23 protein-coding genes are annotated in these 21,504 nt (G+C 61.4%); 12 read left to right on the top strand and 11 right to left on the bottom strand.

All coding sequences use genetic code 11. From position 1 onward, the window contains the following. The first annotated feature begins 128 nt into the window (after positions 1-128). From ACHZCU_RS07970 to ACHZCU_RS07960, 3 genes are all read left to right on the top strand, one after another. Entirely contained in the window at positions 129-665 is a 537-nt protein-coding gene (locus tag ACHZCU_RS07970) for a hypothetical protein (RefSeq protein ID WP_319518347.1), read from the top strand. A gap of 159 nt (positions 666-824) precedes the next feature. Then, the gene (locus tag ACHZCU_RS07965; RefSeq protein ID WP_319518346.1) at positions 825-1,520 is read left to right on the top strand and encodes a sulfate transporter family protein; all 696 of its coding nucleotides are present in this window, start codon (positions 825-827) and stop codon (positions 1,518-1,520) included. 141 nt (positions 1,521-1,661) lie between these two features. Next, on the top strand, positions 1,662-2,519 hold the full coding sequence (locus ACHZCU_RS07960; RefSeq protein WP_319518345.1) for a D-amino-acid transaminase: 858 nt from the start codon (positions 1,662-1,664) through the stop codon (positions 2,517-2,519). 5 nt (positions 2,520-2,524) lie between these two features. Here the strand turns inward: ACHZCU_RS07960 and ACHZCU_RS07955 are convergent, their stop codons facing one another. From ACHZCU_RS07955 to ACHZCU_RS07930, 6 genes are read right to left on the bottom strand one after another with little or no spacing between them, the layout of a single operon-like run. After that, on the bottom strand, positions 2,525-3,535 hold the full coding sequence (locus tag ACHZCU_RS07955; RefSeq protein WP_319518344.1) for a LacI family DNA-binding transcriptional regulator: 1,011 nt from the start codon (positions 3,533-3,535) through the stop codon (positions 2,525-2,527). Between the two features lie 8 nt (positions 3,536-3,543). Then, a complete protein-coding gene (locus ACHZCU_RS07950; protein WP_319518343.1) occupies positions 3,544-4,146 on the bottom strand; it encodes a dual specificity protein phosphatase in 603 nt (200 codons plus the stop codon). Continuing rightward, on the bottom strand, positions 4,147-5,172 hold the full coding sequence (locus ACHZCU_RS07945; protein WP_319518342.1) for an MBL fold metallo-hydrolase: 1,026 nt from the start codon (positions 5,170-5,172) through the stop codon (positions 4,147-4,149). It abuts the gene before it with no gap. Beyond that, positions 5,160-6,866, bottom strand: a complete 1,707-nt coding sequence (locus ACHZCU_RS07940; RefSeq protein ID WP_319518341.1) for an iron ABC transporter permease — start codon at positions 6,864-6,866, stop codon at positions 5,160-5,162. The genes ACHZCU_RS07945 and ACHZCU_RS07940 overlap by 13 nt, the downstream gene beginning before the upstream one ends. Before the next feature lie 41 nt (positions 6,867-6,907). Next, positions 6,908-7,882: an ABC transporter substrate-binding protein gene (locus ACHZCU_RS07935; protein ID WP_319518340.1), complete on the bottom strand. Its 975-nt coding sequence runs from the start codon at positions 7,880-7,882 to the stop codon at positions 6,908-6,910. 25 nt (positions 7,883-7,907) lie between these two features. Then, the gene (locus ACHZCU_RS07930) at positions 7,908-8,990 is read right to left on the bottom strand and encodes an ABC transporter ATP-binding protein (protein ID WP_319518339.1); all 1,083 of its coding nucleotides are present in this window, start codon (positions 8,988-8,990) and stop codon (positions 7,908-7,910) included. A 414-nt stretch (positions 8,991-9,404) separates the two neighbouring features. On the opposite strand from ACHZCU_RS07930, the gene ACHZCU_RS07925 reads away from it, so the two are divergent. After that, the gene (locus ACHZCU_RS07925; protein ID WP_319518338.1) at positions 9,405-9,632 is read left to right on the top strand and encodes a tautomerase family protein; all 228 of its coding nucleotides are present in this window, start codon (positions 9,405-9,407) and stop codon (positions 9,630-9,632) included. Between the two features lie 114 nt (positions 9,633-9,746). Here ACHZCU_RS07925 and ACHZCU_RS07920 read toward each other — a convergent pair whose 3' ends face one another. The 4 genes from ACHZCU_RS07920 to ACHZCU_RS07905 form a co-directional block, all read right to left on the bottom strand. Then, positions 9,747-10,595 carry an oxidoreductase gene (locus ACHZCU_RS07920; protein ID WP_319518337.1) on the bottom strand — a complete coding sequence of 283 codons (849 nt, stop codon included), beginning with the start codon at positions 10,593-10,595 and terminating at the stop codon, positions 9,747-9,749. Positions 10,596-10,787: 192 nt separating this feature from the next. After that, entirely contained in the window at positions 10,788-11,498 is a 711-nt protein-coding gene (locus ACHZCU_RS07915; RefSeq protein WP_319518336.1) for an SDR family NAD(P)-dependent oxidoreductase, read from the bottom strand. Between the two features lie 39 nt (positions 11,499-11,537). Beyond that, positions 11,538-11,726, bottom strand: a complete 189-nt coding sequence (locus ACHZCU_RS07910) for a hypothetical protein (RefSeq protein WP_319518335.1) — start codon at positions 11,724-11,726, stop codon at positions 11,538-11,540. 179 nt (positions 11,727-11,905) lie between these two features. After that, the gene (locus ACHZCU_RS07905) at positions 11,906-12,649 is read right to left on the bottom strand and encodes an SDR family oxidoreductase (RefSeq protein WP_319518334.1); all 744 of its coding nucleotides are present in this window, start codon (positions 12,647-12,649) and stop codon (positions 11,906-11,908) included. A gap of 220 nt (positions 12,650-12,869) precedes the next feature. Between ACHZCU_RS07905 and ACHZCU_RS07900 the strand changes: the two genes are divergently transcribed. The 6 genes from ACHZCU_RS07900 to fdhA all read left to right on the top strand — a co-directional run bounded on the left by ACHZCU_RS07900 (position 12,870) and on the right by fdhA (position 18,980). Next, complete coding sequence (locus tag ACHZCU_RS07900) at positions 12,870-13,811, top strand: AraC family transcriptional regulator (RefSeq protein WP_319518333.1); 942 nt, start codon at positions 12,870-12,872, stop codon at positions 13,809-13,811. Positions 13,812-14,044: 233 nt separating this feature from the next. After that, positions 14,045-15,088: a methionine ABC transporter ATP-binding protein gene (locus tag ACHZCU_RS07895; RefSeq protein ID WP_319519764.1), complete on the top strand. Its 1,044-nt coding sequence runs from the start codon at positions 14,045-14,047 to the stop codon at positions 15,086-15,088. Further along, positions 15,078-15,746, top strand: a complete 669-nt coding sequence (locus ACHZCU_RS07890) for a methionine ABC transporter permease (RefSeq protein WP_319518332.1) — start codon at positions 15,078-15,080, stop codon at positions 15,744-15,746. The genes ACHZCU_RS07895 and ACHZCU_RS07890 overlap by 11 nt, the downstream gene beginning before the upstream one ends. A 57-nt stretch (positions 15,747-15,803) precedes the next feature. After that, entirely contained in the window at positions 15,804-16,583 is a 780-nt protein-coding gene (locus ACHZCU_RS07885; RefSeq protein ID WP_319518331.1) for a MetQ/NlpA family ABC transporter substrate-binding protein, read from the top strand. Positions 16,584-16,767: 184 nt separating this feature from the next. Beyond that, positions 16,768-17,556 carry a MetQ/NlpA family ABC transporter substrate-binding protein gene (locus ACHZCU_RS07880; RefSeq protein ID WP_319518330.1) on the top strand — a complete coding sequence of 263 codons (789 nt, stop codon included), beginning with the start codon at positions 16,768-16,770 and terminating at the stop codon, positions 17,554-17,556. A gap of 227 nt (positions 17,557-17,783) precedes the next feature. Further along, positions 17,784-18,980, top strand: coding sequence for a formaldehyde dehydrogenase, glutathione-independent (gene fdhA / locus ACHZCU_RS07875; protein WP_106309066.1), 1,197 nt, complete (start codon positions 17,784-17,786; stop codon positions 18,978-18,980). A gap of 23 nt (positions 18,981-19,003) precedes the next feature. Here the strand turns inward: fdhA and nth are convergent, their stop codons facing one another. Beyond that, the gene (nth, locus tag ACHZCU_RS07870; protein WP_319518329.1) at positions 19,004-19,756 is read right to left on the bottom strand and encodes an endonuclease III; all 753 of its coding nucleotides are present in this window, start codon (positions 19,754-19,756) and stop codon (positions 19,004-19,006) included. Positions 19,757-19,783: 27 nt separating this feature from the next. Here nth and ACHZCU_RS07865 point away from each other — a divergent pair, with 27 nt between their 5' ends. Both ACHZCU_RS07865 and ACHZCU_RS07860 read left to right on the top strand, forming a co-directional pair. Next, positions 19,784-20,275, top strand: coding sequence for a DUF2244 domain-containing protein (locus ACHZCU_RS07865; protein WP_319518328.1), 492 nt, complete (start codon positions 19,784-19,786; stop codon positions 20,273-20,275). 76 nt (positions 20,276-20,351) lie between these two features. Then, on the top strand, positions 20,352-21,236 hold the full coding sequence (locus ACHZCU_RS07860) for a methylated-DNA--[protein]-cysteine S-methyltransferase (protein ID WP_106309061.1): 885 nt from the start codon (positions 20,352-20,354) through the stop codon (positions 21,234-21,236). Positions 21,237-21,504: the final 268 nt, after the last annotated feature.

Raw genomic sequence — 21,504 nt, 5'->3', positions numbered from 1 at the left:
CAATGCCAAGCTTTGCAAGCTGCGCATCATCAAAATCCCTAAAGTATTGTAATGTTTCGCGCCACAATTCTGGCGGGAACCGCTGTCTTCATCGCGCCGCTGTCAACATGCAGAAGAGGAAGACGTTCATGAGAATGCGTAGGATTATGTATGCGGGTGTTGCCGCTTCGGTGATTGGTATTCTCTCGCTTCAGACCACCGCCTCGGCGGCGGAAATGTTTGATTCCGGCGGCACATGGGATGCGGTTTGCGACAGTCAGATGACCTGTCGGCTGACCACCAGCCGGATGCCGGCCGATGACGGCGGACTGGCCATTCCCGTTTTCGTAAAGGCCAGCAAGGCCAAGGCGCCGGTCGCCATGGTTCTGCCCACGATTGACGGGATCGAAACACTGAGCCCCGACGGGGTGTTCACGATTGCCGTCGACGGGCAGGAAATTGCGTCCGTTCCGGTCAAGGACCTCAAGAAGGATGAGGCCGAAGGCGGATATGTGACCCATGATCAGAAGATCGTCCAGCCGGTGCTGTCGGCCGCCCGCGTCGGGCGCGATGAAATCATGGTCAGCTATGACGGGCCCGATGCGCAGGAGGTCGCGACCGCAGATCTTACAGGGCTTCACCAGAGCCTGGACTGGCTTTCCCAGCAGCAAGGCCATAATTCCTGAAACGGCTGAAAGTCCGCGCCTGTATCGCGCGCTGTCATCGCGATACAGGCGCAGTCGCTCGGTTCCGCCAAGCGGCGCTTGCAGGTCGGCGGATGCTGAACTACATCGGAAAGACAAGGCTTTCGCGACGGGCGCGAAAAAAGGGGCGGGGAGCTGCCGATGCTGATGACAGCAGCGCGTCAGGCGCTTTTGGATCTGATCGACCCCAAGATGCGGAGCATCCTGTGGAAGGTGCTCGGTCTTTCGCTGCTTTGTCTGATTGCGCTCTGGTTTGCGATCAGGGCGCTTTTCCTGTGGCTCGCCTTTCCCGTCCTTGCCAATCTGTTTCCCACCATGCCGGAATGGACCGGCTGGATCACCTTCGTTCTGCTGATCTTTGCCGCCGTCGGGCTGGCGCTGGGCCTTGCACTTTTGATGGCGCCGGTGTCCGCCTTCGTCGCCGGTATTTTCCTGGATGATGCTGCGGACCATATCGAGCGTCTGCACTATCCCGCTGATCCGCCCGGAACGGCGCTGCCGGTGTTCACGGCCATGAAGGAGGCGCTGAAATTCCTCGGCGTCATCATTCTGGGCAATATTCTGGCGCTTCTTCTGTTGCTGGTCCCGGGGGTCAATCTGGTGGCCTTCTTTGTGGTCAACGGCTACCTTCTCGGCCGGGAATTCTTCGAGTTTGCGGCGATGCGCTTCATGACGCCGGAAGCCGCCCGGGCCTTCCGCCGCGAAAGAGGGTTCACCGTTTTTCTCGCCGGTCTTGTGGTTGCCGGCTTTGTGGCGATCCCGATCGTCAATCTGGCAACCCCGCTGTTTGCGACCGCCTTCATGGTCCATATCGTCAAGCGGTTACGTGCGGCCTGAGACGATTTTTCGCGTGTTTGATGCGCAAAAACATTCATCTTTGCAACAAACAGCGAAACAATAGTCGTTGAATCGAAAACTATACGCGGCTATGACCGTTTTGAGGGTGAAACGGCAGAATGACGCACAGGAGCATACATCATGGGACGCATCGTTTATCTGAACGGGGAATGGCTGCCTGAAGACCAGGCAAAGGTGTCGATTTTCGACCGCGGCTATGTCTTTGCCGATGCCATATACGAGGTCACCTGCGTTCTCGATGGCAAGCTGCTCGATTATGATGGCCATGCCGCGCGGCTGAAGCGCTCCACCGATGCCATCGGCATCAAACTGCCGGTCGATGATGAAGGCCTGCTCGCGCTTCACCGTGAGATTGCCGAGCGTAACGACATGCGCGAAGGCCTGATCTATCTTCAGGTCTCGCGCGGCAATCCGGGCGACCGGGATTTCATGTTCGAAAAGGATATGGAACCGACCTTCTCGATGTTCACCCAGAAGAAGACGGTCATCGACACCCCGACGGCCAAAAACGGCATCACCGTGGTGACGCTTGAAGACCTGCGTTGGGGGCGTTGCGACATCAAGACGGTCCAGTTGCTCTATCCGAGCCTTGCCAAGATGGAAGCCCATGACAAGGGCGCCGATGATGCCTGGCTGGTAAAGGACGGGTTCGTGACCGAACAGACGTCGGCCACATCCTATATCGTCACCCAGGACGATGTGATCGTGACACGGCCGCTTTCCCATGTGGTTTTGCCCGGCATCACCCGCGCCTCTGCGCTGGAAATCGCCGCCCGCAACGGCTTCAAGGTGGAAGAGCGCCCCTTCAGCGTCGAAGAGGTCAAGGCTGCGAAGGAAGCCTTCTACACTTCCGCCAGCAACTTCATCACCCCCGTCATTGCTGTTGACGGCCAGCCGATCGGCGACGGCAAGCCGGGCCCGATAAGCCTGAAGCTGCGCGAACTCTATATTGCTGACCGGCGCGCCAACGCGATCTGACGTTTCTAGGCTGCGCCCTGCGGCTTCACCGAACCCCGCTCAACCAAGCTGACGGGGATGAAATGGTGTGAGGAGGGCGCGTCCGCCGGGCCGGTGATGGCGGCAAGGGTTGCTTTGGTCAGCGAGGACAGCGACTGGCGGATGGTGGTCAGCCGGTGCGACGACCAGTCGGAAATCGGCGCGTCATCGAAGCCGATCACCGAGACATCGTCGGGAACGGAGAGGCCGAGTTCGTGGCGGGCCGTGTTCATCACGCCGAGCGCGATTTCGTCGGTGACGCCAAAAACGCCGTCAATGCCGGGTGCGGACAGCAGGCCATGGGCGGCCTCGATGCCGGTTTCATAAGTGTTGCGGCCCTGGCTCCATTCGGTAACCGGTATGTTGTTTTCCGCCATCACCCGGATAAACGCCTCGGCCCGCGCCAGTTTGGCGGATGTTCTGGAGGCCGAAAGCACGACGGCCACATTCCTGCAGCCCGCGGCAATCAGCCTTTCCGCCGCCAGCGCGCCGCCGGCTGCTGAATCGGCCTCGATCTGGTCGACGCGTCCGATATTGTCCGGCAATGGCCGGTTGATCAGCACGAGGCGCGTGCCATTGGCCGCGGCCAGCCGCACCAGTGTATCGGGCACCGCACCGGATAACAGCACAACCGTGCGGACCCGGTATTCCAGAAGCTTTGCCAGCGCGTTTTCAACGTCTTCTTCGGCGCCTGCCAGGTTCAGCAGCATGCATTGCAGCCCGTTGCCGTGAAGGGCCGCCGTCAGAGCATCGACCTGCGCGGAGATATAGGGGTTCGACAGGTTGGCGCCGACAAGGCCGACGAGGTCGGAGCGCTGTTTGTGCAGCGTGCGGGCGAGAAGATTAACGCGGTAGCCCAGCTCCTCGGCCGCCTTCATCACCCGCGCCCGGGTTTTCGGCGCAACGCTGGCACCCTCGGTAAAGGTGCGGGAGACGGCTGAACGGGAAACGCCGGCCCGCCGGGCAACATCGGATGCGGAAACGAATTTGTCGGCCATGTCCTGCTTCAGACGGTCGGTTCTGTTCCAAGAAGGTTACGCGTTCTGACCGCATCGGCAAGGGCCAGCATCGGCGGCAGGGGGTATGTCTCATCCAGTCCGCGCAGCGCGCGCAGATGGGCAAGGGCTGCCTCGAAGCTTTCGAACCGGTGCCGAGCGAACGCCGAAAGCCAGAGCGCGATCAGCGCGACCGAGCGCGAACGCCCGCCGCGGCAATGGACAAGCACATGGCCCCTGCGGTGTTTGGGGTAATGCGGTTTGGCGGGCACATAGCCGCTCATCAGGCCCTCGATGGTCTGAACGGCGGCGGCCATCAGGTGTGGGCTGTTGCCGGCCCCGTCGATCATGCCGATCTGGTAGCGGCGGACATGGACGCCGTCCGCCAGTTCCAGCGGACCGGGAAACATGTTGATCGAAACGTTCAGCGTTTCGGTAATGCCGGCTTCAAGCAGGCAGTCGGCGTCTTCGGCCGCGGCGAGGTTTCCCAGAAACAGCGATTTGCGATGCGGCCCGAAATCCTCGATGACCCGGTAGAAAAGCGGACGGTCATCCTCGCGCGCTTCCGCCTCGGGCACGTGTTCGGGAACGCCGAGGCGTTTTTCCTTGGTCATTCAGATCTCCGTTTCGGTGCTCAGTCTTAGCCGCGAACCAAGCGCGCGGGCAAGTTCGGGGGCTCTGGCCATGTCGACAAAGGCGGGCAGAACCGTGGCCGCGCCGCAATCATTGGCAAGGGCAATCACATCGCGTTTTCGCGGATGGACGTTCCACGGCATCCAGACGGCCTCGCCACGGGCAATCAGCGCGGCGGCGGGCGTGCCGTCCGGCACATGGCTTGAGAAGATGAAGCGAAAGCCGCCCCGCGCCAGAAGCTCTGCAGAAAGCCCGGCCTCGCCGTTGGATTCGGTGGCGATGATGACCTGATCCGGTCTGGCGGTCTCACCGTCGACCACCGGAAATATTCTCCCTGTCGCCATCTGCGCTTCCCGGGCAATCACGTCGCTGGCATGAACCGCCAATCCGCGTTCCGCCATGGCCATGGCCATGTCCGCGCCGCGCCCGGCTGCGGGGCAGCACAGCACCGCACCCTCACTGGCCCTTGCGGCAATGGCGTCGATCTGCGCCGTCAGCGGTTGGTCGCGGTCGCCATAGGAAGCGTCGATCAGCAGGGTTTTCGCGCGCGGCGGCGGGTCGAACGGCATGCCGGCCGATTCCAGGCTGATATCGCCGGTATAGATGAACCCGCCGTTCTCTGTCTCAAGATGAAACCAGACACCGCCCGGCGCATGGCCGCAGCGTCCGGTGGTCAGCATCAAGCCTTCAAACCGGAACGATCCACGCTCCGGAATCACCTGTGCCGCTTCGGGTCTGATGCGCCCGTTCAGAAAACCGAGCGTGCGCTTTGTCGCTAAGACCGGCGGCGCGCCGATATCGTCGATCTTTTCCAGCAGGCCGGCATGGTCGGAATGGGCATGGCTGAGAAAGACGGCGTCGATAACGCCAAGGTCGCCGATATCGGGGTGTTCTCCGGGTTCCAGCCCGTCGCCGAAATCGAACAGGATACGTTTGCCATCGGTCTCGACCAGAAAGATGGCGGCACTCTTGCGGTTCAGTCCGCTGATCACTGTCAGTCGTGCCAAGGCAATACACCCTGCGGAAGCCGTCTTGCGAAGGTCAGGCTGAAAAGCATCAGCGTGAGGATGACCAGCACCATCAGGCAGCCGACGGCGGCGGCCAGTGTCGAAGAACCGGCCTCCTCGAGGAAGATGATCATCGGGCCGATGGTCTGCGCGCGCGAGGACACCAGCAGAACCGAAGTCTGGATTTCGTTGATCGCGGTCATGAACACCAGAATGGCGGACGCCGCGGCCGCCGGGGCCAGAACCGGCAGAATGATATCCTTCAGCCTGCGGAAAATGCCGGCGCCGACCACCTGTGCGGCTTCATCCAGCGATCGTTCGATCTGGGCGAAACCGCCAAGGATCGGCTGCAGCGCCAGCGCCAGAAAGTTCGACAGGTAGGCGGCGAGGATGACCCAGACCGTGCCATAGAGGCTGGTGCCCAGAACCGGCAGCGGTTTGAGGAAAAACAGGATCATCGCAACGCCGATGATGATGCCGGGCAGCGCATAGGCCAGCTGCGAGGAGAGATAGAGCAGGCGCGGCGTGACGCCATGGCGCCAGCTGAGGAAATAGCCCAGCGCGACAGACACCGGGATGAGAATGGCAACGGCAAGCCCGGTCAGCCACAGGCTGGTGAAAAACGCCTCGCGGATGCCCTCGTGATGGAAGAGCGCATTGGAAAAGTTCTCGAAGGTCAGCGTTTCCAGATTGAGCGGCTGGCCGTAGCCGCGCACCAGAGCCGAACCGGCAAGGGCTGAAAGCGGCAGCGCCAATGCCAAAACGAGATAGCCCCACGCAAGTGCTGTGACCGGAAGACGGAAACGGCCAAGCGGAAATTTGAACGGTTTAGACGCGCCATCGACGCGCTGGTCGCCCATGCGGCTCAGCCATCCGGCAAGGCCCATGCCCAGCACGGTCAGCACGGCGAGCAGCAGCGCCAGAAGCGCCATGTCATTGAGCGCGGAGGGACCATAGGAATTCAGCCGCCGGTAGATCAGCGTGATCAGCGTCGGCACGCGGGCGGGAATGCCGAGCATTGCCTGAATGCCGAAATTGCCGATGGAGGAGACGAAGGCAAGTGCTGCTCCGGCGAAAATACCGCCGCGGATCAGCGGCAGGATGACGCCGAGCGTTGCGCGCAACGGCGAGGCGCCGACCGCGCGGGCGGCTTCCACCAGATCGGCGGGTACGCGGCGCAGATTGGCACGCACGGCGAGAAACACAAGCGGCGCATTGTAGATGCCGAGCAGCAGAACAATGCCGCCGGCGGAATAAAGCGGGTGGCGCATGCCGGGTTCAAGCGACAGGCCGAAAAGCTGCATCACCGGGCTTGCCGGCGAGAAGGCCTGTATCCAGGCCAGCGCGATTACCTGCGGCGGGATCATCAGCGGCAGCACGAAGCCGAAAACCCAGGCCGTGCGGCCCTTCATGTCGCTGGCGCCGACCAGAAGTGCTGCAAGCGTTCCGGTGACGGTGGCCAGTGCGGTTGCGGCAAGCGAAATCCAGACGGTGTTGACGGTGGCCTCGAACACGCGCCGCCCGCCGAGAACATCGGCGATGCGTTCAAGTTCAAAACCCGTGCCGGTGACGAAAGCGGCGTAGAGGAGCCGGCCGAGCGGCAGGATGGACAGCACGCCGACAAACAGTGCCAGCGCCAGCATCAGCGTGCGCTCGTTGCGCAATGCGCCGGAAAGCGTGGAGAGCGTCCGCAACGGACGCTCCCCTGCAATTGTGGTCGAAAGAGACATTGCGCTTACAGACCGAAGATGTCGGCGAACTGTTCGCGCACCTGATCGTTGTTTTCAACGGCGGTGTCGACGTCGTAGCCGAGAAGCTTCATCGAGGAGAGGTCGGGATAGCCTTCCGGTGCGGCAACGCCCGGCAGCAGCGGAATATTGCCCTGTTTGGAAACCAGCTCCTGGCCTTCCTGCGACAGCAGGAAGTTGACGAAGGTCTTGGCGGCATCTTCATGCTGGGTCGTGCTCATGATGGCGACCGGCTCGCCGATGAAGGAAACGCCGTCCTTCGGTGCGATATAGTCGACCGGCGAGCCATCAGCCTTGGCGCGCAGCGTGTTGGCGTCGACGATGATGGCGTATTTCGCCATGCCGGAGGCAACCGCCTTGGTGGCCGGGCCGTTGCCGCCTTCGGGCACGATGTCGAGGTCGTTCAGACCTTCATAAAAGGCCCAGCCGATGTCCGGCGCATTGATCAGGGCGTGAAGGTGGTTCAGCGCCGCACCGGAATAAAGCGGGCTCGGCACGGCGATCTGGCCGCGATTGTCTTCCACCAGAAGGTCGTTCCAGGTCTCGACCGGTTCGGCGGTTTCGGTGTTGTAGGCAATGCCGGTGGTGATTGCCTTGGTGCCGAAGAAGGTCATGTCCTTGTCGTAGGCGGCCTTGTCATAGCCATCGACCGGGGCTTGCGGATAGGCCATCAGGTGGCCGCCGGCCTTCAGCGTGCCGAGGTTGATCGGGTCGGCGACCAGAAGCACGTCGGGCTGGATATTGCCGGCTTCGATTTCCGCACGCATCACATTCATCAGCGCCGAGGTGCCGTTGCGGGTCCAGTTGACCTTGATGTCGGGGTTGGCGGCTTCGAACGCGTCCACCGTTTCCTGCGCGATTTCCGGCGACTGGCTGGTGTAGAGCGTGATCGTTTCTTCAGCGTGGGCGGCCGAAAAGGCAAGTGCGCTGACGGTGGCAAGGGCGAGCATGGAAAGTTTCATCGGGGATTTCCTCGATTGTTGGGAGCTAGAAAGAGGCGTCTTCTGTTTGCAGGTCCGGAAGGACCCAGCCGTCGGCAAGCGTGACGGCTACGCGCTGCCCGGCCTCGATACGGGCCGGGGCAGGAACGTTCATGAAAAGGGTGTGGTTATCGGGGCCGGCGGCAAGCTCGACCCGCAGGATATCGCCGCGATAGGTGATCCGGCGGATGGTGGCGGCAATGCCGTCGGTTTCGCTCAGCCGCAGGTCGCCGGGGTGAAAGGCAACGCGCGCCGTGTGGCGGGGCGAAGCGGACGGATGGCAGCGCAATTGCACCGGCGCGCCGAAGAAACGGGCAAAGCCATAACCGCTGTGGTCGGGCCGGAAGTCCTCGATCACGCCAAGCTGACCTTCGCCGATAAAGGTGGCGACCATCTCGTTTGCGGGCTGGCTGTAGAGTTCGGAAGGGCTGGCGAACTGGCTGATCGTCCCCTTGTCCATCACCGCAACCCGGTCTGCCAGCGCAAGGGCCTCCGACTGGTCGTGGGTGATGTAGAACATCGTCGCGCCCGATTCGTGGTGAAAGCGCGCAAATTCCTCTTCCATCTCACCGCGCAGGTGGACATCCAGATTGGCCAGCGGCTCGTCGAGCAGCACGACGCCGGCATCCATGGCAAGGCAGCGGGCAAGCGCCACGCGCTGGCGCTGGCCGCCGGAAAGGGCTGCCGGGCGACGGTCGGCAAAATCCGTCAGGCCGACGAGGTCCAGAACCCGCCTTGTGCGCTCTTCGCGCTCCTGCCGCGCAAGCCCCTTGACCCTGAGCCCATAGGCGACATTTCCGGCAACGCTCATATGCGGCCAGAGCGCGTAGCTCTGGAAGACGACGCCGATGCCGCGTTCTTCCGGCGGCACATGATGTCCCTCGCCGGAAAGCAGCGTATCGCCAATGCGGATCGTACCCCGGTTGACCGGCTCGAAACCGGCCAGCGCGCGCAACAGCGTCGTCTTGCCGCAACCCGACGGGCCCAGAACGGCCACGAATTCGCCCGAGCGAATGGAAAGCGAGACGCCGCGCAATACGCTGGTTTTGCCGAAGGATTTATCGACTGATGTGATTTCGATCGCGCTCATGAAACCGTCCCGGCCCTTTCCTGAACGCTGCCGGAAGCGGCGGCGGTCAGGTCTGAAAGAGATTTTGCACAGCTGTGCAATTCACGGCGCAATCAATGCACCGATACTGTGACAGTTCTGTTTCAGTGAATTTTCGGTTTTATGAAAATTGCAGGCGCGCGCCGGCTGCCCGCACAACGGGGCCTTGTATCGATATATGAATCAAGTCGTGCAGGGGTGCTGAACCCGCCGCTTTTCATGAACGCCATTCATGGGCGCCAGTCGTGCCGCCGCCTTTTACAGCAGCCATCACCGCACTAAATTCCATAGTGCTGAATAAAACTGAAGCAGCGCCCGATGATGTCCGGGCGTTGACGCGCATCAGGCAAGGCTGTGCCGCGCCTGCGTCGATCTTTTCAAATACAGGAGCCCTCAATGCCACATGTGATCGTGAAAGTCCGAGCCGGTAAAAGCGAAGAGCAGAAAAGAAAACTGGCCGAATCCATCACCCGGGATGTCGTGGAACATATGGATACCGGCGTTGATGCCGTGAGCGTGGCGATCGAGGAAATCGAGCCCGAACGGTGGAAGGACGATGTCTATACGCCGGAGATCATGTCTGCACCGGAAAAGCTTTACAAAAAGCCTGGCTACACGCTGTGAAACGGGCAAGCCGGGCGGCGTTAGCGCGTCCGGCTGCCTCTCAGGTGCAATACAGCATTTTTGCCGCGAACGCGCGGGAACGCCGCGGCATTTCCACGGCGGTCTGTCAAAGGCCTATTCGCCCTCGGGAAAGTCCGCGCTGAGGGTGAGGTCTTTCCAGTCTTCGAAGTTCCTGCGCAGTTCCTCGATCCGTTCCATAGCGCGTTCATAGGCTTGTGCGCTGAGCAGAAGGCGCAGCGGCGGGTTTTCGACCTCGGTGATTTTCACCACGGCTGCGGCCGCGCGCACGGGATCGCCCGCCTGATGGCCCGAACCGTCCTTCAGCCTCTTGCGGTAGGCGCCGGCGGTTTCGGCGTAATCGTCGATCTCGATGCTGGATTCGATCACCGAGCGTCCGGCCCAATCGGTGCGGAAGCCACCGGGTTCGACGATGGTGACCCTGATGCCAAGAGGTGCCGCTTCCTTTGCCAAAGCCTCCGAAAGCGCCTCGACGGCGAATTTGGACGCGTTGTAATAGCCGAGCGCCGGATAGGCGATCAGCCCGCCGATGGAGGAGAAGTTGAGGATATGCCCCTTGCGGCGCGCGCGCATTCCGGGAAGGACTTTCAGCGTCAGCGTGTTGAGACCGAAGACATTGGTCTCGAACTGACGGCGGATTTCAGCGTCCTCGCCTTCCTCGATCCCGGAGAAATAGCCATAACCGGCATTGTTGACGAGAACGTCGATATGGCCGAAGCGGGCTTCTGCGTCGGCAACGGCCTTGTCGATCGTCGCCGGATCGTTCAGGTCGAGTGAAAGCGCCAGGGCGCGGTCTTCATGGCCTTCGACCAGATCGGCAAGGCTTTCCGGGCGCCGGGCGGTCATCGCGATGCGCCAGCCTTTTGAAAGAACCAGCTTGGCGATTTCCCGTCCGAAACCGGTCGAGCATCCGGTAACGAACCAGACGGGTGTGTCCTGTGACATGGCAGAACCTCTTCGTTGTTGAAATGTGAGATGAAACCGGTTCGTTCACGCGGGGCGCGCGAATGAAAGGGAGGCCACAGCTGTCATTCAGCGGGCTTCCATAATATCTGGGGAGCAAAGCGGGGCGTTTCATGGGCATGGCAGACATAATATTCATGCAGCCAGCTCATCAATCGCGGTCAGCCGAAGGGCTCAGAACAGACCGTCCAGCCTGCAATTGACGTGGAGTTCGGGCACGGAAGCCGTGTTCGGCAGTTCGATGGCATGCATCACCAGCCCGGCAACATCTTCCGGCTGGGTCATGTGGGAAAGTTCGCGGCTGCCGGGTGCTGCGGATGCGCCCATATCCGTTGCCACCGGTCCGGGGCAGACGGCCGTGGCCCGCACGCCCTGTTCCCAACCCTCGTGGCGCAGTGCATGGGCAAGCGCCACGGCGGCAAATTTCGAGACCGCGTAAAGCCCCGTCGCCTTGCCCGCCACCCGTTTGCCCGACAGCGAACCGAGAATGACGACCCGGCCATGGCCGGTTTCGCACAAGGCTTTCCAGGCGGCAGAAGCCAGCTTGCGCGGGGCGTGCACATTGATTTCGAACAGGTTGTCGACCTCGTCGTCGCTCGCCTCGGTCAGCAACGTGTCGGTGATGATCCCGGCGCTGGCGACGACCGCGTCGATCCGGCCATGGCGAGCAACGACATCGGCCACCCAGGGCGCTGCCGAACCACGATCCGTTGCATCATAGGGGTGAAATTCAGCGTGGTCGGGATCAAGCCCCGCAGGCAGTTGCGGGCGATCGCCGCGCAGACCGAGGCACACATGCCATCCCCGCGCCTGTGCGTCCCTGGCAATGGCATGGCCGATACCGCGGCTTCCCCCGGTCAGCATCATGATCGGACGATCTGTCATCAATAACCCCTTTCTTTCCGGTTGCAGCGCAGTGTGCACTCACACAGCATCGACCGGCACGTCTTCCCACGCGCTTCTGTGCTCTTCTCCAACGAAGTCGTTTGCCACCGTCAGTTTGCTGTCGAAGCGCAGATAGGCAAGCGTTTTCGGGTCATGCTGCGGCCATTCGGGCATGGCGTCCGTCTGCGGGCTGCCCGAGCGGGCGAACGCGATGAAGCTGTCGCGCATGCGGCGGCGCCAAACCAGGGCCGACGCCGAAACGTCGTCGGCAAGAATGCCCGGCAGACGCTGTTATCTGCCGGGCCTTTGTCGCGCGAAGGCGTGAAATCTTATGCTGTGAAACCGAAACCGCCTTCAGCAAGTCGTATCGGCCTGCCGCTGCCGGCAGGCCGATACGGCGTTTCCGTTTACCAGGGCTGGTTGGCCGGCCCGACGGTGAACTCGCTGACATTGGTATCTTCCGGCATGTCGAGCGCGAAGGCGACGACGTCGGCGATGCGGTCCGGCGAGATGCCGAAGGCGTCATAGACCTGCTGCATGCCATCGGCCGAACCCTTGTCGGTGATGGTGTCGAGCAGTTCGGTGTTGATCGCGGCCGGATAGAGCGTTGCCGTGCGGATATTGGTGCCTTCCATGGCGGATTCCATGCGCAGCACTTCCATGAAGTCGCGGACGAACCACTTGGTGCCGCCATAGACAGCCGTACCCGGATAGGCCTTGAGGCCGGCAACGGAGGAAACCGCGAGGATGTGACCCGACTTCTGTTCGGTAAATGTCGGCATGACGGCGGCAACGCCGTTCAGAACGCCGTTGATGTTGACGTCGATCATCTGCTTCCACTCGTCGGTCTTGACGGCGGAAACCGGGCTGACCGGCATCAGGCCGGCATTGAGGAAGATCGCGTCGAGGCGGCCGAAGCTGTCCTTGGCGAGCTTGACGATGGCTTCGTTGTCGGCCGGCTTGGTCACGTCGAGCGCCTGATAGACGGCCTCGCCGCCGGCGCTCTTGATCTCGTCGGCAATCTGTTTGAGCTTGTCTTCGCGGCGTGCGCCGAGAACGACCTTGGCGCCCTTGCTGGCGATGAGCTTGGCGGCGGCTTCGCCGATACCGGACGATGCACCGGTGATGAGAACGACTTTATCCTTAATCATAACAAACCTCCTTGTTCATTTTCTGTGCCGGATGTCCCGGCGGCATGCCCGGGGTCCAGGCCCCGGTGTTGGAATGAATGCTATATTTCACCTCATTGCGGAGACAAGGTAGACTGATTCAGTCAATTTCTTGCCTGATCCTCCAAACCTCGGGAATTTCAGGCGACATCCAGCCGCGCACCCCTTATGCTGAACACAACACGATCAAGGGACGTCTGAAATGACAAACCATACTCAGAACGGGCCTCAGGCCATGTCCGACGATAAATTTAGAGCACTCTGCGATATTGTCGAGCGCCACATCGCCGGCCGGGAAGACCGGGAAACGCCGGTTCCCAACCTTGCGCTTTTCCGAAGAGAGACGACGACGGAGCCGGTCAGCTGCCGCGTCGAGCCCTGTATCGTCTTCGTTTTGCAGGGCGCAAAGCAGATGCTGATTGGCGACCGGGAATACAGGTATGGCGCAGACCGGTTCCTGATCGCCTCGCTCGATCTGCCCGGCAGTTCGCAGGTGCTCGAGGCAAGCCCCGACAAGCCCTGTCTGGGCATGGTCATGCGCCTTGATCTGCGCATGATTGCCGAACTGAGCGCGCAGGTCTCCGTGCCGACGGCCCGGGCGGGCGCGGATGCCGGTGCGGCCGTCGGCACCATGACGCCGGGATTGGAGGAGGCGTTTGGCCGGCTCCTGTCGCTGGTGGACGAGCCCGAAGCGATTGACGTGCTCGCACCGCTGATCGAGCGTGAAATTCACTACCGGCTGCTCAGGACCGATGTTGCCGAACGGCTGCTGCGGATCGTCTCCGTCGGCAGCCAGGGCCAGCGGATCGCCCGCGCCGTCGACTGGCTGAAGACCAATTATGCGCGACCTCTGCGCGTCGAGGACCTGGCCGCCCATGTGCAGATGAGCCCGTCCAGCCTGCATCACCATTTCCGCCACCTGACGGCAATGAGCCCGCTGCAATATCAGAAATGGCTGCGTCTCAACGAGGCGCGGCGGCTGATGCTGAACGCGCATCTCGATGCCGCGGGCGCGGCCTTCCATGTCGGCTATGAAAGCCCTTCGCAGTTCAGCCGCGAATACAGCCGCCTGTTCGGGGCCCCGCCGAAGCGCGACATCGAGGGGCTGGCCGGCAAGGCCCTGCCCAGCATGGCAACGGTGTGAGGGATGCGGCGCGTCTGAAATTGGTCCGGGGCGTGCGGACGCACCCGTCAAACACCGGCTTTCGTATTTTCGGTTTGAAAAGAACCGGTGGAGAGTGCTAACGGGTTGCAAACCTTTTCCAAGCGGTTTCCCGCGAGGTTTCCTCGTCGGTTGCCTGCACATAAGAAGAGATCCCGATGGCGGAAAATGTCTCCGGCCCGACCGTGCGGCAGGACACCGAAACGGTGTCGCCAATGGTCAGCTTTGAAAATGTGACCAAGAGCTTCAACAGCCGGGAGACCGGCAAACGCGCCTTCAAGGCGCTCGACGATGTCAGCTACAGCGTGCCCCGGGGCGCAATTACCGGCATTATCGGCCGGTCGGGCGCGGGCAAGTCAACGCTCGTGCGGCTGGTCAACGGCCTGGAGAAGCCAAGCGCGGGCCGCGTGATTGTCGACGGCACGGAGGTTTCCGCCCTTGACGAAGTGGCGCTGAGGTCCGTACGCCGGTCAATCGGCATGATCTTCCAGCACTTCAATCTTCTGTCGTCGCGCACGGTTTATGACAATGTCGCCATGCCGCTGGAGATTGCGGGCGTCGGCAAGCAGGAGATCCGGAAGCGGATCGAGCCGCTGATCGATCTTGTCGGCCTTTCCGAACGCACCCGCCATTACCCGGCACAGCTTTCCGGCGGGCAGAAACAGCGGGTCGGCATTGCGCGCGCGCTTGCCTCAGAGCCCAAACTGCTGCTTTCCGATGAAGCGACATCGGCGCTTGACCCGGAAACCACCCAGCAGATCCTCGAACTGTTGAAGACGATCAACCGCGATCTCGGCCTGACCGTGCTGCTGATTACCCATGAGATGGAAGTGGTCAAGGCCGTGACATCCCGCGTTGCCGTGATGGACAACGGCCGGATTGCCGAAAGCGGGCGGACCTTCGATGTCTTCACCGCACCGCAACACGAGACCACCCGGTCGATGCTGGCGGCACTGCCGGGCGGCAGCCTGCCGGACTGGATCGGACGCCAGGTGATCTCCGAACCGAAACCGGGATGCGATGCGCTTCTGCGCCTGCGGTTTTTCGGCGAAACCGCCGATCAGCCGCTGGTTTCGCGCCTGATGGCGGAGCTTGGAAGCCCGGTCAACATCATTGCCGGAACCGTGGACGAGATTGCCGGAGAACCCTACGGCACGCTCTATGTGGCCTATTCCGCCGATCCGGCGGTGATGAAGAAGGCCGAACACTTCTATGCCCGGACCGGTCTGAATGCGGAGGTCGTCGGTTATGTCGCCTGATATGCTCATTTCTCTTCTGACCAAGGGAACATTGCAGACGCTGCAGATGGTCGCCATTTCCGGCCTGATCGGCACCGCGCTTGGCCTGCCGATCGGCATTTTTCTCGCCACGAGCGGCCGGGGCGAATTGCTGCAGGCGCCGCTCCTCAACCGCATTGTCGGGCTGATCGTCAATGCCGCGCGCTCAACGCCGTTCATCATTCTCGTGGTCGCGATCATTCCGTTCACGCGGCTGATCGCAGGCACGTCGATCGGCACCCAGGCGGCGATCGTGCCATTGACGGTTGCCACCATTCCCTTCTTTGCGCGGCTTGTCGAAAGCGCGATCCGAGAAGTCGACAAGGGGCTGATCGAGGCGGCCCGCGCCATGGGCGCTACGCCGATGCAGATCGTCGTCAAGGTGCTGCTGGCGGAATCGAAGCCCGCCATCACGCTGGCCTTCACGCTCACCATCGTCAGCCTGATCGGCTATTCCGCCATGGTCGGTGCCGTCGGCGGCGGCGGCCTCGGCGATCTCGGCATCCGTTATGGTTATCAGCGCTTCATGCCGGGCGTCATGCTGGCGGTCGTGGTGGTGCTGATCGTGCTGGTGCAGGCGATCCAGAGTGCCGGTGACCGTCTGGCGCGCAGCTTCGACAAGAAAAACGCAAGCCGGTAGGCGATCGGCAGCACCGATGCCGATCCCCAGGAATTTCCCAAGCCAACAGGATCTGTCATGAAGAAACTGCTCTCCACCGCGGTGCTCGCCGCCCTCCTTTCCGCCGGTCTGGCGCATGCCGAAACCAAAAAGGTCGGCGTCACACCCGGCCCGCATGCCCAGATTGTCGAGAAGGTGAAGGCGGTTGCCGCCGAAAAGGGGCTTGATCTCGAAGTCATCGAGTTCTCCGATTATGTCGTGCCGAACCAGGCGCTCAACGATGGCGATCTCGATATCAATTCCTTTCAGCATCAGCCCTATCTCGACAATCAGGTCGCCGATCGCGGTTTCGATCTCGTCAGCGTCGCCCAGTCGGTGAATTTTCCGATGGCCGGCTATTCCAGCAAGATCGATAGCAAGGATGCCATTCCCGACGGGGCGACGATCGCGCTTCCCAACGACCCGAGCAATGGCGCACGCGCCCTGCTGATGCTTGAGGATCAGGGCCTGATCGGCCTGACGGACGGGATCGGTGTGCGCGCCAGCGTTATCGACATTGTCGACAATCCGCATGATTTCGAGTTTGTCGAACTGGATGCCGCCCAGCTGCCGCGCGCGCTCAATGATGTCGATGTTGCGCTGATCACCACCAATTATGCGCTGGATGCCGGCCTCAACCCGGTCAAGGATTCGCTGTTCCGCGAAGGCGCAAAGGCGCCCTATGTCGGCATCATCGCCGTGCGTGCGGAAGACAAGGATGCCGACTGGGTGAACACCTTTGTTGAAAGCTACCACAGCCCCGAGGTCAAGGCCTATATCGAGGAACAGTTCAAGGGTGCCATCACCCCGACCTGGTAAGGTGCTTGCAGGTGTCCGGCCCGGCTGCGGGCGCACCGGTTTTTGGCAAGAAATTGCGCCAAGGCCCCGGCTTTGGAAACCGGATTTCTTCAGCATCGGCCGGGCACAGGATAATCAGAGAAAAATATCAGGAAACAGGGCCTGTCCGGCATCATGACCGGTGGCCCAGCCCAGGGACAACACAATGAAATTTGTAAATCTATTTGCCTCACTCGCTTTGTCCGCTGCCCTCGTTGCAGGGCCCGCCCTTGCAAAGGACAAGATCATCGTCGGCGTGACCCCCGGTGCGCATGAGGAAATTCTCGAGCAGGTGCAGAAGCTTGCCAAGGAGAAGGGGCTTGATGTCGAAATCGCCAGCTTCAGCGATTACGTCGTGCCCAATCAGGCGCTCAATGACGGCGATCTCGATCTCAACAGCTTCCAGCACGTGCCCTATCTCGACAACCAGGTCGCCGATCGCGGCTACGACCTGAAGGCCGTCGGCAAGACGATCATCACGCCGATGGGCATTTATTCCAACAAGGTCGAAAGCGTCGACGATATCCCGGAAAACAGCCGCGTCGCGATCCCGAACGATCCGACCAATGGCGGCCGTGCGCTTCTGCTGCTGCAGGCCAAGGGCGTTATCAAGCTTGCCGATGGCGCCGGACTGAAGGCAACGCCGCTGGATATCGTTGAAAACCCCAAGAATATCGAAATTCTTGAGCTGGATGCGGCGCAGCTGCCGCGCGTTCTCAACGATGTTTCGGTTGCCGCGATCAACACCAATTATGCGCTTGATGCCGGTTTCAACCCGATCGAGGATTCGATTGCCATCGAAAGCCCCGACAGCCCCTACGCCAACGTGATCGTGGCGCGCACCGAAGATGCGGATGCCGACTGGGTCAAGGAGTTCGTCGAGATTTACCAGTCCGATGAAATCCGCAACTTCATCGAAACCACCTATGGCGGCGCCGTCGTTCCGGTCTTTTGATCGCAACAGTTGATGACCCGACAGGCTGCTGCAAGGTGATTTTTGCGGTCGCCTGTCCGGTGTTTTTCCGGGCCTGACATCATCCATATGCCGTCCGACAGACGTCGGTTTCAGATGCCGCCATATCCATGGCGGCATTTTTGATGCGCAATCATGTCGTTTTCAGACACGAATCGGCCTTCTTCCACGCAGATGATGAGTGTTCATAGCGAGCCTGGGAGGAAGACATGGCAAGTGCATCAAACCGCGGCGTGATATTTCAGGGCGCCGGCAAGGTTACAGTCGAGACGATCGACTTTCCGAAACTGGCGCTGGGAGAACGCCGCTGCGATCACGGTGTGATCCTGAAAATCCTGACCACCAATATCTGCGGATCCGATCAGCACATGGTGCGCGGGCGCACCACCGCACCGCAGGGCCTTGTGCTTGGCCATGAAATCACCGGCCAGGTGATCGAATGCGGCCGCGATGTCGAATTCATAAGCGTCGGCGACGTCGTCTCCGTACCATTCAACATTGCCTGCGGGCGTTGCCGCAACTGCAAGGAAGGCAAGACCGGCATTTGCCTGAACGTCAACCCGTCGCGCCCGGGCGCGGCTTACGGCTATGTCGACATGGGCGGCTGGGTCGGCGGGCAGGCCGAATATGTCATGGTGCCCTATGCCGATTTCAACTTGCTGAAATTTCCCGACCGCGAACAGGCGATGGAGAAGATCACCGACCTGACGCTGCTCTCCGACATCTTCCCGACCGGCTTTCATGGCTGCGTGACGGCGGGTGTGGGGCCGGGTTCGATCGTCTATATCGCCGGCGCCGGCCCGGTCGGCCTTGCCGCCGCAGCCTCTGCACGGCTTCTGGGGGCGGCCTGCGTTATTGTCGGCGACATGATCCCCGAACGGCTGCGGCAGGCAAAAAGCTTCGGCTGCGAAGCCATAGATCTCAGGCAGGATGCGAGCCTGCCGGAAATGGTTGCCGAGATCACCGGTTCGCCGGAGGTGGATGCCTTTGTCGACTGCGTCGGGTTCGAGGCGCATGGCTGCGGCCATGATCACGGACACGAAAAGCCCGCCACCGTTCTGAACTCGGCCATGGACCTGACACGGGCCGGCGGTCAGATCGGCATTCCCGGTCTTTACGTCACCGAAGACCCCGGCGCGGAAGACAAGGCCGCCCAGACGGGATCGCTCAGCCTGCGTTTCGGCCTCGGCTGGGCCAAGTCGCATTCCTTCCACACCGGCCAATGCCCGGTGATGCGCTATAACCGGGCGTTGATGCAGGCCATCCTGTTTGACCGAGTCGATATCGCCAAGGCGGTCAATGTCGAACTCATCACCCTCGATGATGCGCCGCGCGGCTATGCCGATTTCGATGGCGGCGCGGCAAAGAAATTCGTCATCGACCCGCACGGATCGGTCGCGGCATAGCAAAAACGGCGGAGAGGCCCAGCTCAGGTGAGCGGCACCAACGGCGCCGGCATCTCGCTGGTCTTCTCCGCCGCCTTGCAGATATCGGCGATGACGCAGGCCGGACAGTCCGGCTTGCGGGCCTTGCAGACATAGCGTCCGTGCAGGATCAGCCAGTGATGGGCGTGGAACAGATAATCCGGCGGGATGATCTTTTCGAGCTTTGCCTCTACCTGATCCGGCGTCTTGCCGGGGGCCAGACCGGTGCGGTTGGCGATGCGGAAGATATGGGTGTCGACGGCAATCGTCGCTTTCCCGAAAGCCATGGACATCACCACATTGGCGGTCTTGCGGCCGACGCCGGGCAGGCTGACCAGTTCCTCGCGCGTTTTCGGAACCGCGCTGCCGAATTCATCGATCAGCTTCCGGCTCATCGCGATCACGTTTTTGGCCTTGTTTCGGTATAGCCCGATGGTCTTGATGTAGGAAATCAGTCCTTCCTCGCCGAGTTCCAGCATCTTTTCCGGCGTGTCGACGACGGCGAACAGTGCCCGGGTCGCCTTGTTGACGCCGACATCGGTGGCCTGTGCGGAAAGCGCAACGGCAACCAGCAGCGTGAAGGCATTGGTGTGTTCCAGCTCGCCCTTCGGCTCCGGTCGCTGCACCGAAAACCGGCGGAAGATTTCCCGGATTTCATCCTTCGAATAGGCCGAGCGAGCCGATCCGCGCTTGTCGGACGCGCCCGGATTTGACTTTTTCGCTCTTTGGGTGCTCACTGATGACTTGGCTTTTATCATGTTTGTCTGATCGCTTGCATTCTGCCCATGACCGATGTGACCGCGTTTGAGGACAGGCCGGTGTTCTCGGCTGAACTTTTCCCCCATCGCTCCCTGGGGCGCAAGGGGTTTCGTGTGCTGCTCGCACTTGCCGCGGTCGGCCTTTTTCCCAATGCGCTCTGGTTTGCCGCTCACGGCGCCTGGCCGATCGCGCTTTATTGCGCGCTGGCGTTTGTCGCGCTTTATGGCGCTTTCAGGCTGTCCTACCGCTCGGCCAGGATGCGTGAACATGTTTCGGTTTCAAGGCTTTGCGTCTCGGTGCGGCAGGTGGCGCCTTCGGGGCGCATGGTTGAAACCCGTTTCAATCCGTTCGGCACGCGTTTTGCCGTCGACCGTCACGATGAATTCGGCATTACCGGCATGCGGCTTTTAAGCCGAGACGCGCGGCTCGAGATCGGCGCCTTTCTCAATCCTGATGATCGGGAGAGCTTTGCCGTCGCCTTTCGTCAGGCTCTTGCCACCGTAAAACAGCGCATATGACGGGTGTCGGCAAGTTTCGGGTGGTCGTGACGGCAAAAAGCATGTTTCCTTCATGGATTGAAGGAGCCCGAAACCGATGAACATCCTCGCTGACACCATTTCCGATAATGCCGTCGACAACACGCCGCGCGATGCGGACTATGATATCGTGCGCCAGGTGATTGCGATCATCAGCGAGGAATACCGCGACCAGCCGGGGCTTGAAACCATTGCCCGGCGGCTCGACATGTCGCCGACCACATTGCAGAAGACGTTTACCCGCTGGGCAGGGCTGTCGCCCAAGGCCTTTCTCCAGGCCATCACGCTCGACCACGCCAAACGCCTGCTCGGCGAGGAGAAGTTGCCGCTTCTCGACACCTCTTATGAACTCGGCCTTTCCGGCCCGGGGCGGCTGCACGATCTGTTCGTGACGCATGAGAGCATGTCGCCCGGTGAGTGGAAGGCCGGCGGCGGCGGGCTTGTCATCCGTTACGGTTTTCATGCCTCGCCCTTCGGTACCGCACTGGTGATGGCAACCGAACGCGGGCTTGCCGGCATCGCCTTTGCCGATCCCGGTGAGGAAAAGGCTGCCCTTGAAGACATGTCCGCCCGCTGGCCGCAGGCCTGCTATGTCGAGGACTGGGTCATGACGGAGGCTTTTGCCCGGCGGATCTTCGATCCGGCGGAATGGACACCGGAACGCCCGCTCAAGGTCGTGCTGATCGGGACGGATTTTCAGGTTCAGGTCTGGGAAAGCCTTCTGAAAATCCCGCTGGGCACGGCCAAAACCTATTCCGACATCGCCCGCGAGATCGGCCGCCCCAAGGCGTCCCGCGCGGTCGGCGCTGCCATCGGGCGCAATCCGATATCCTTCGTCGTGCCCTGTCATCGCGCTATCGGAAAATCCGGTGCGCTGACCGGCTATCACTGGGGCCTGACCCGCAAGCGCGCCATGCTTGGCTGGGAGGCAGGGCAGGTCTGATACCGGATCTGACCGGGCCCCGGACGGCGCGTTGCGACAGCGCGCTGTTTTTTCCCGACATTGTTTGAGCACGGTCAAACACAAGTCTAAATCGATTGATATCCTGCCTTGACTCGAAAAATGGCGCTTTGCGATACTCGCGGGCGAAATTCAGCGGACGTCGGCGCTTGCGTCCGGCGCCGATGTTTGCCAACAGTCATTGAAAGATCACCGCGGCGCGTTAACCTACTGGCAGACCGCGCGGAAATAGCGCGAACGCTGTTTGGCA

The organism is uncultured Martelella sp., assembly GCF_963677965.2.
Classification (GTDB): domain Bacteria; phylum Pseudomonadota; class Alphaproteobacteria; order Rhizobiales; family Rhizobiaceae; genus Martelella; species Martelella mangrovi.
The sequence above is the reverse complement of the archived record's forward strand: the minus strand, read 5'-3'. Positions and strand labels throughout refer to the sequence as shown.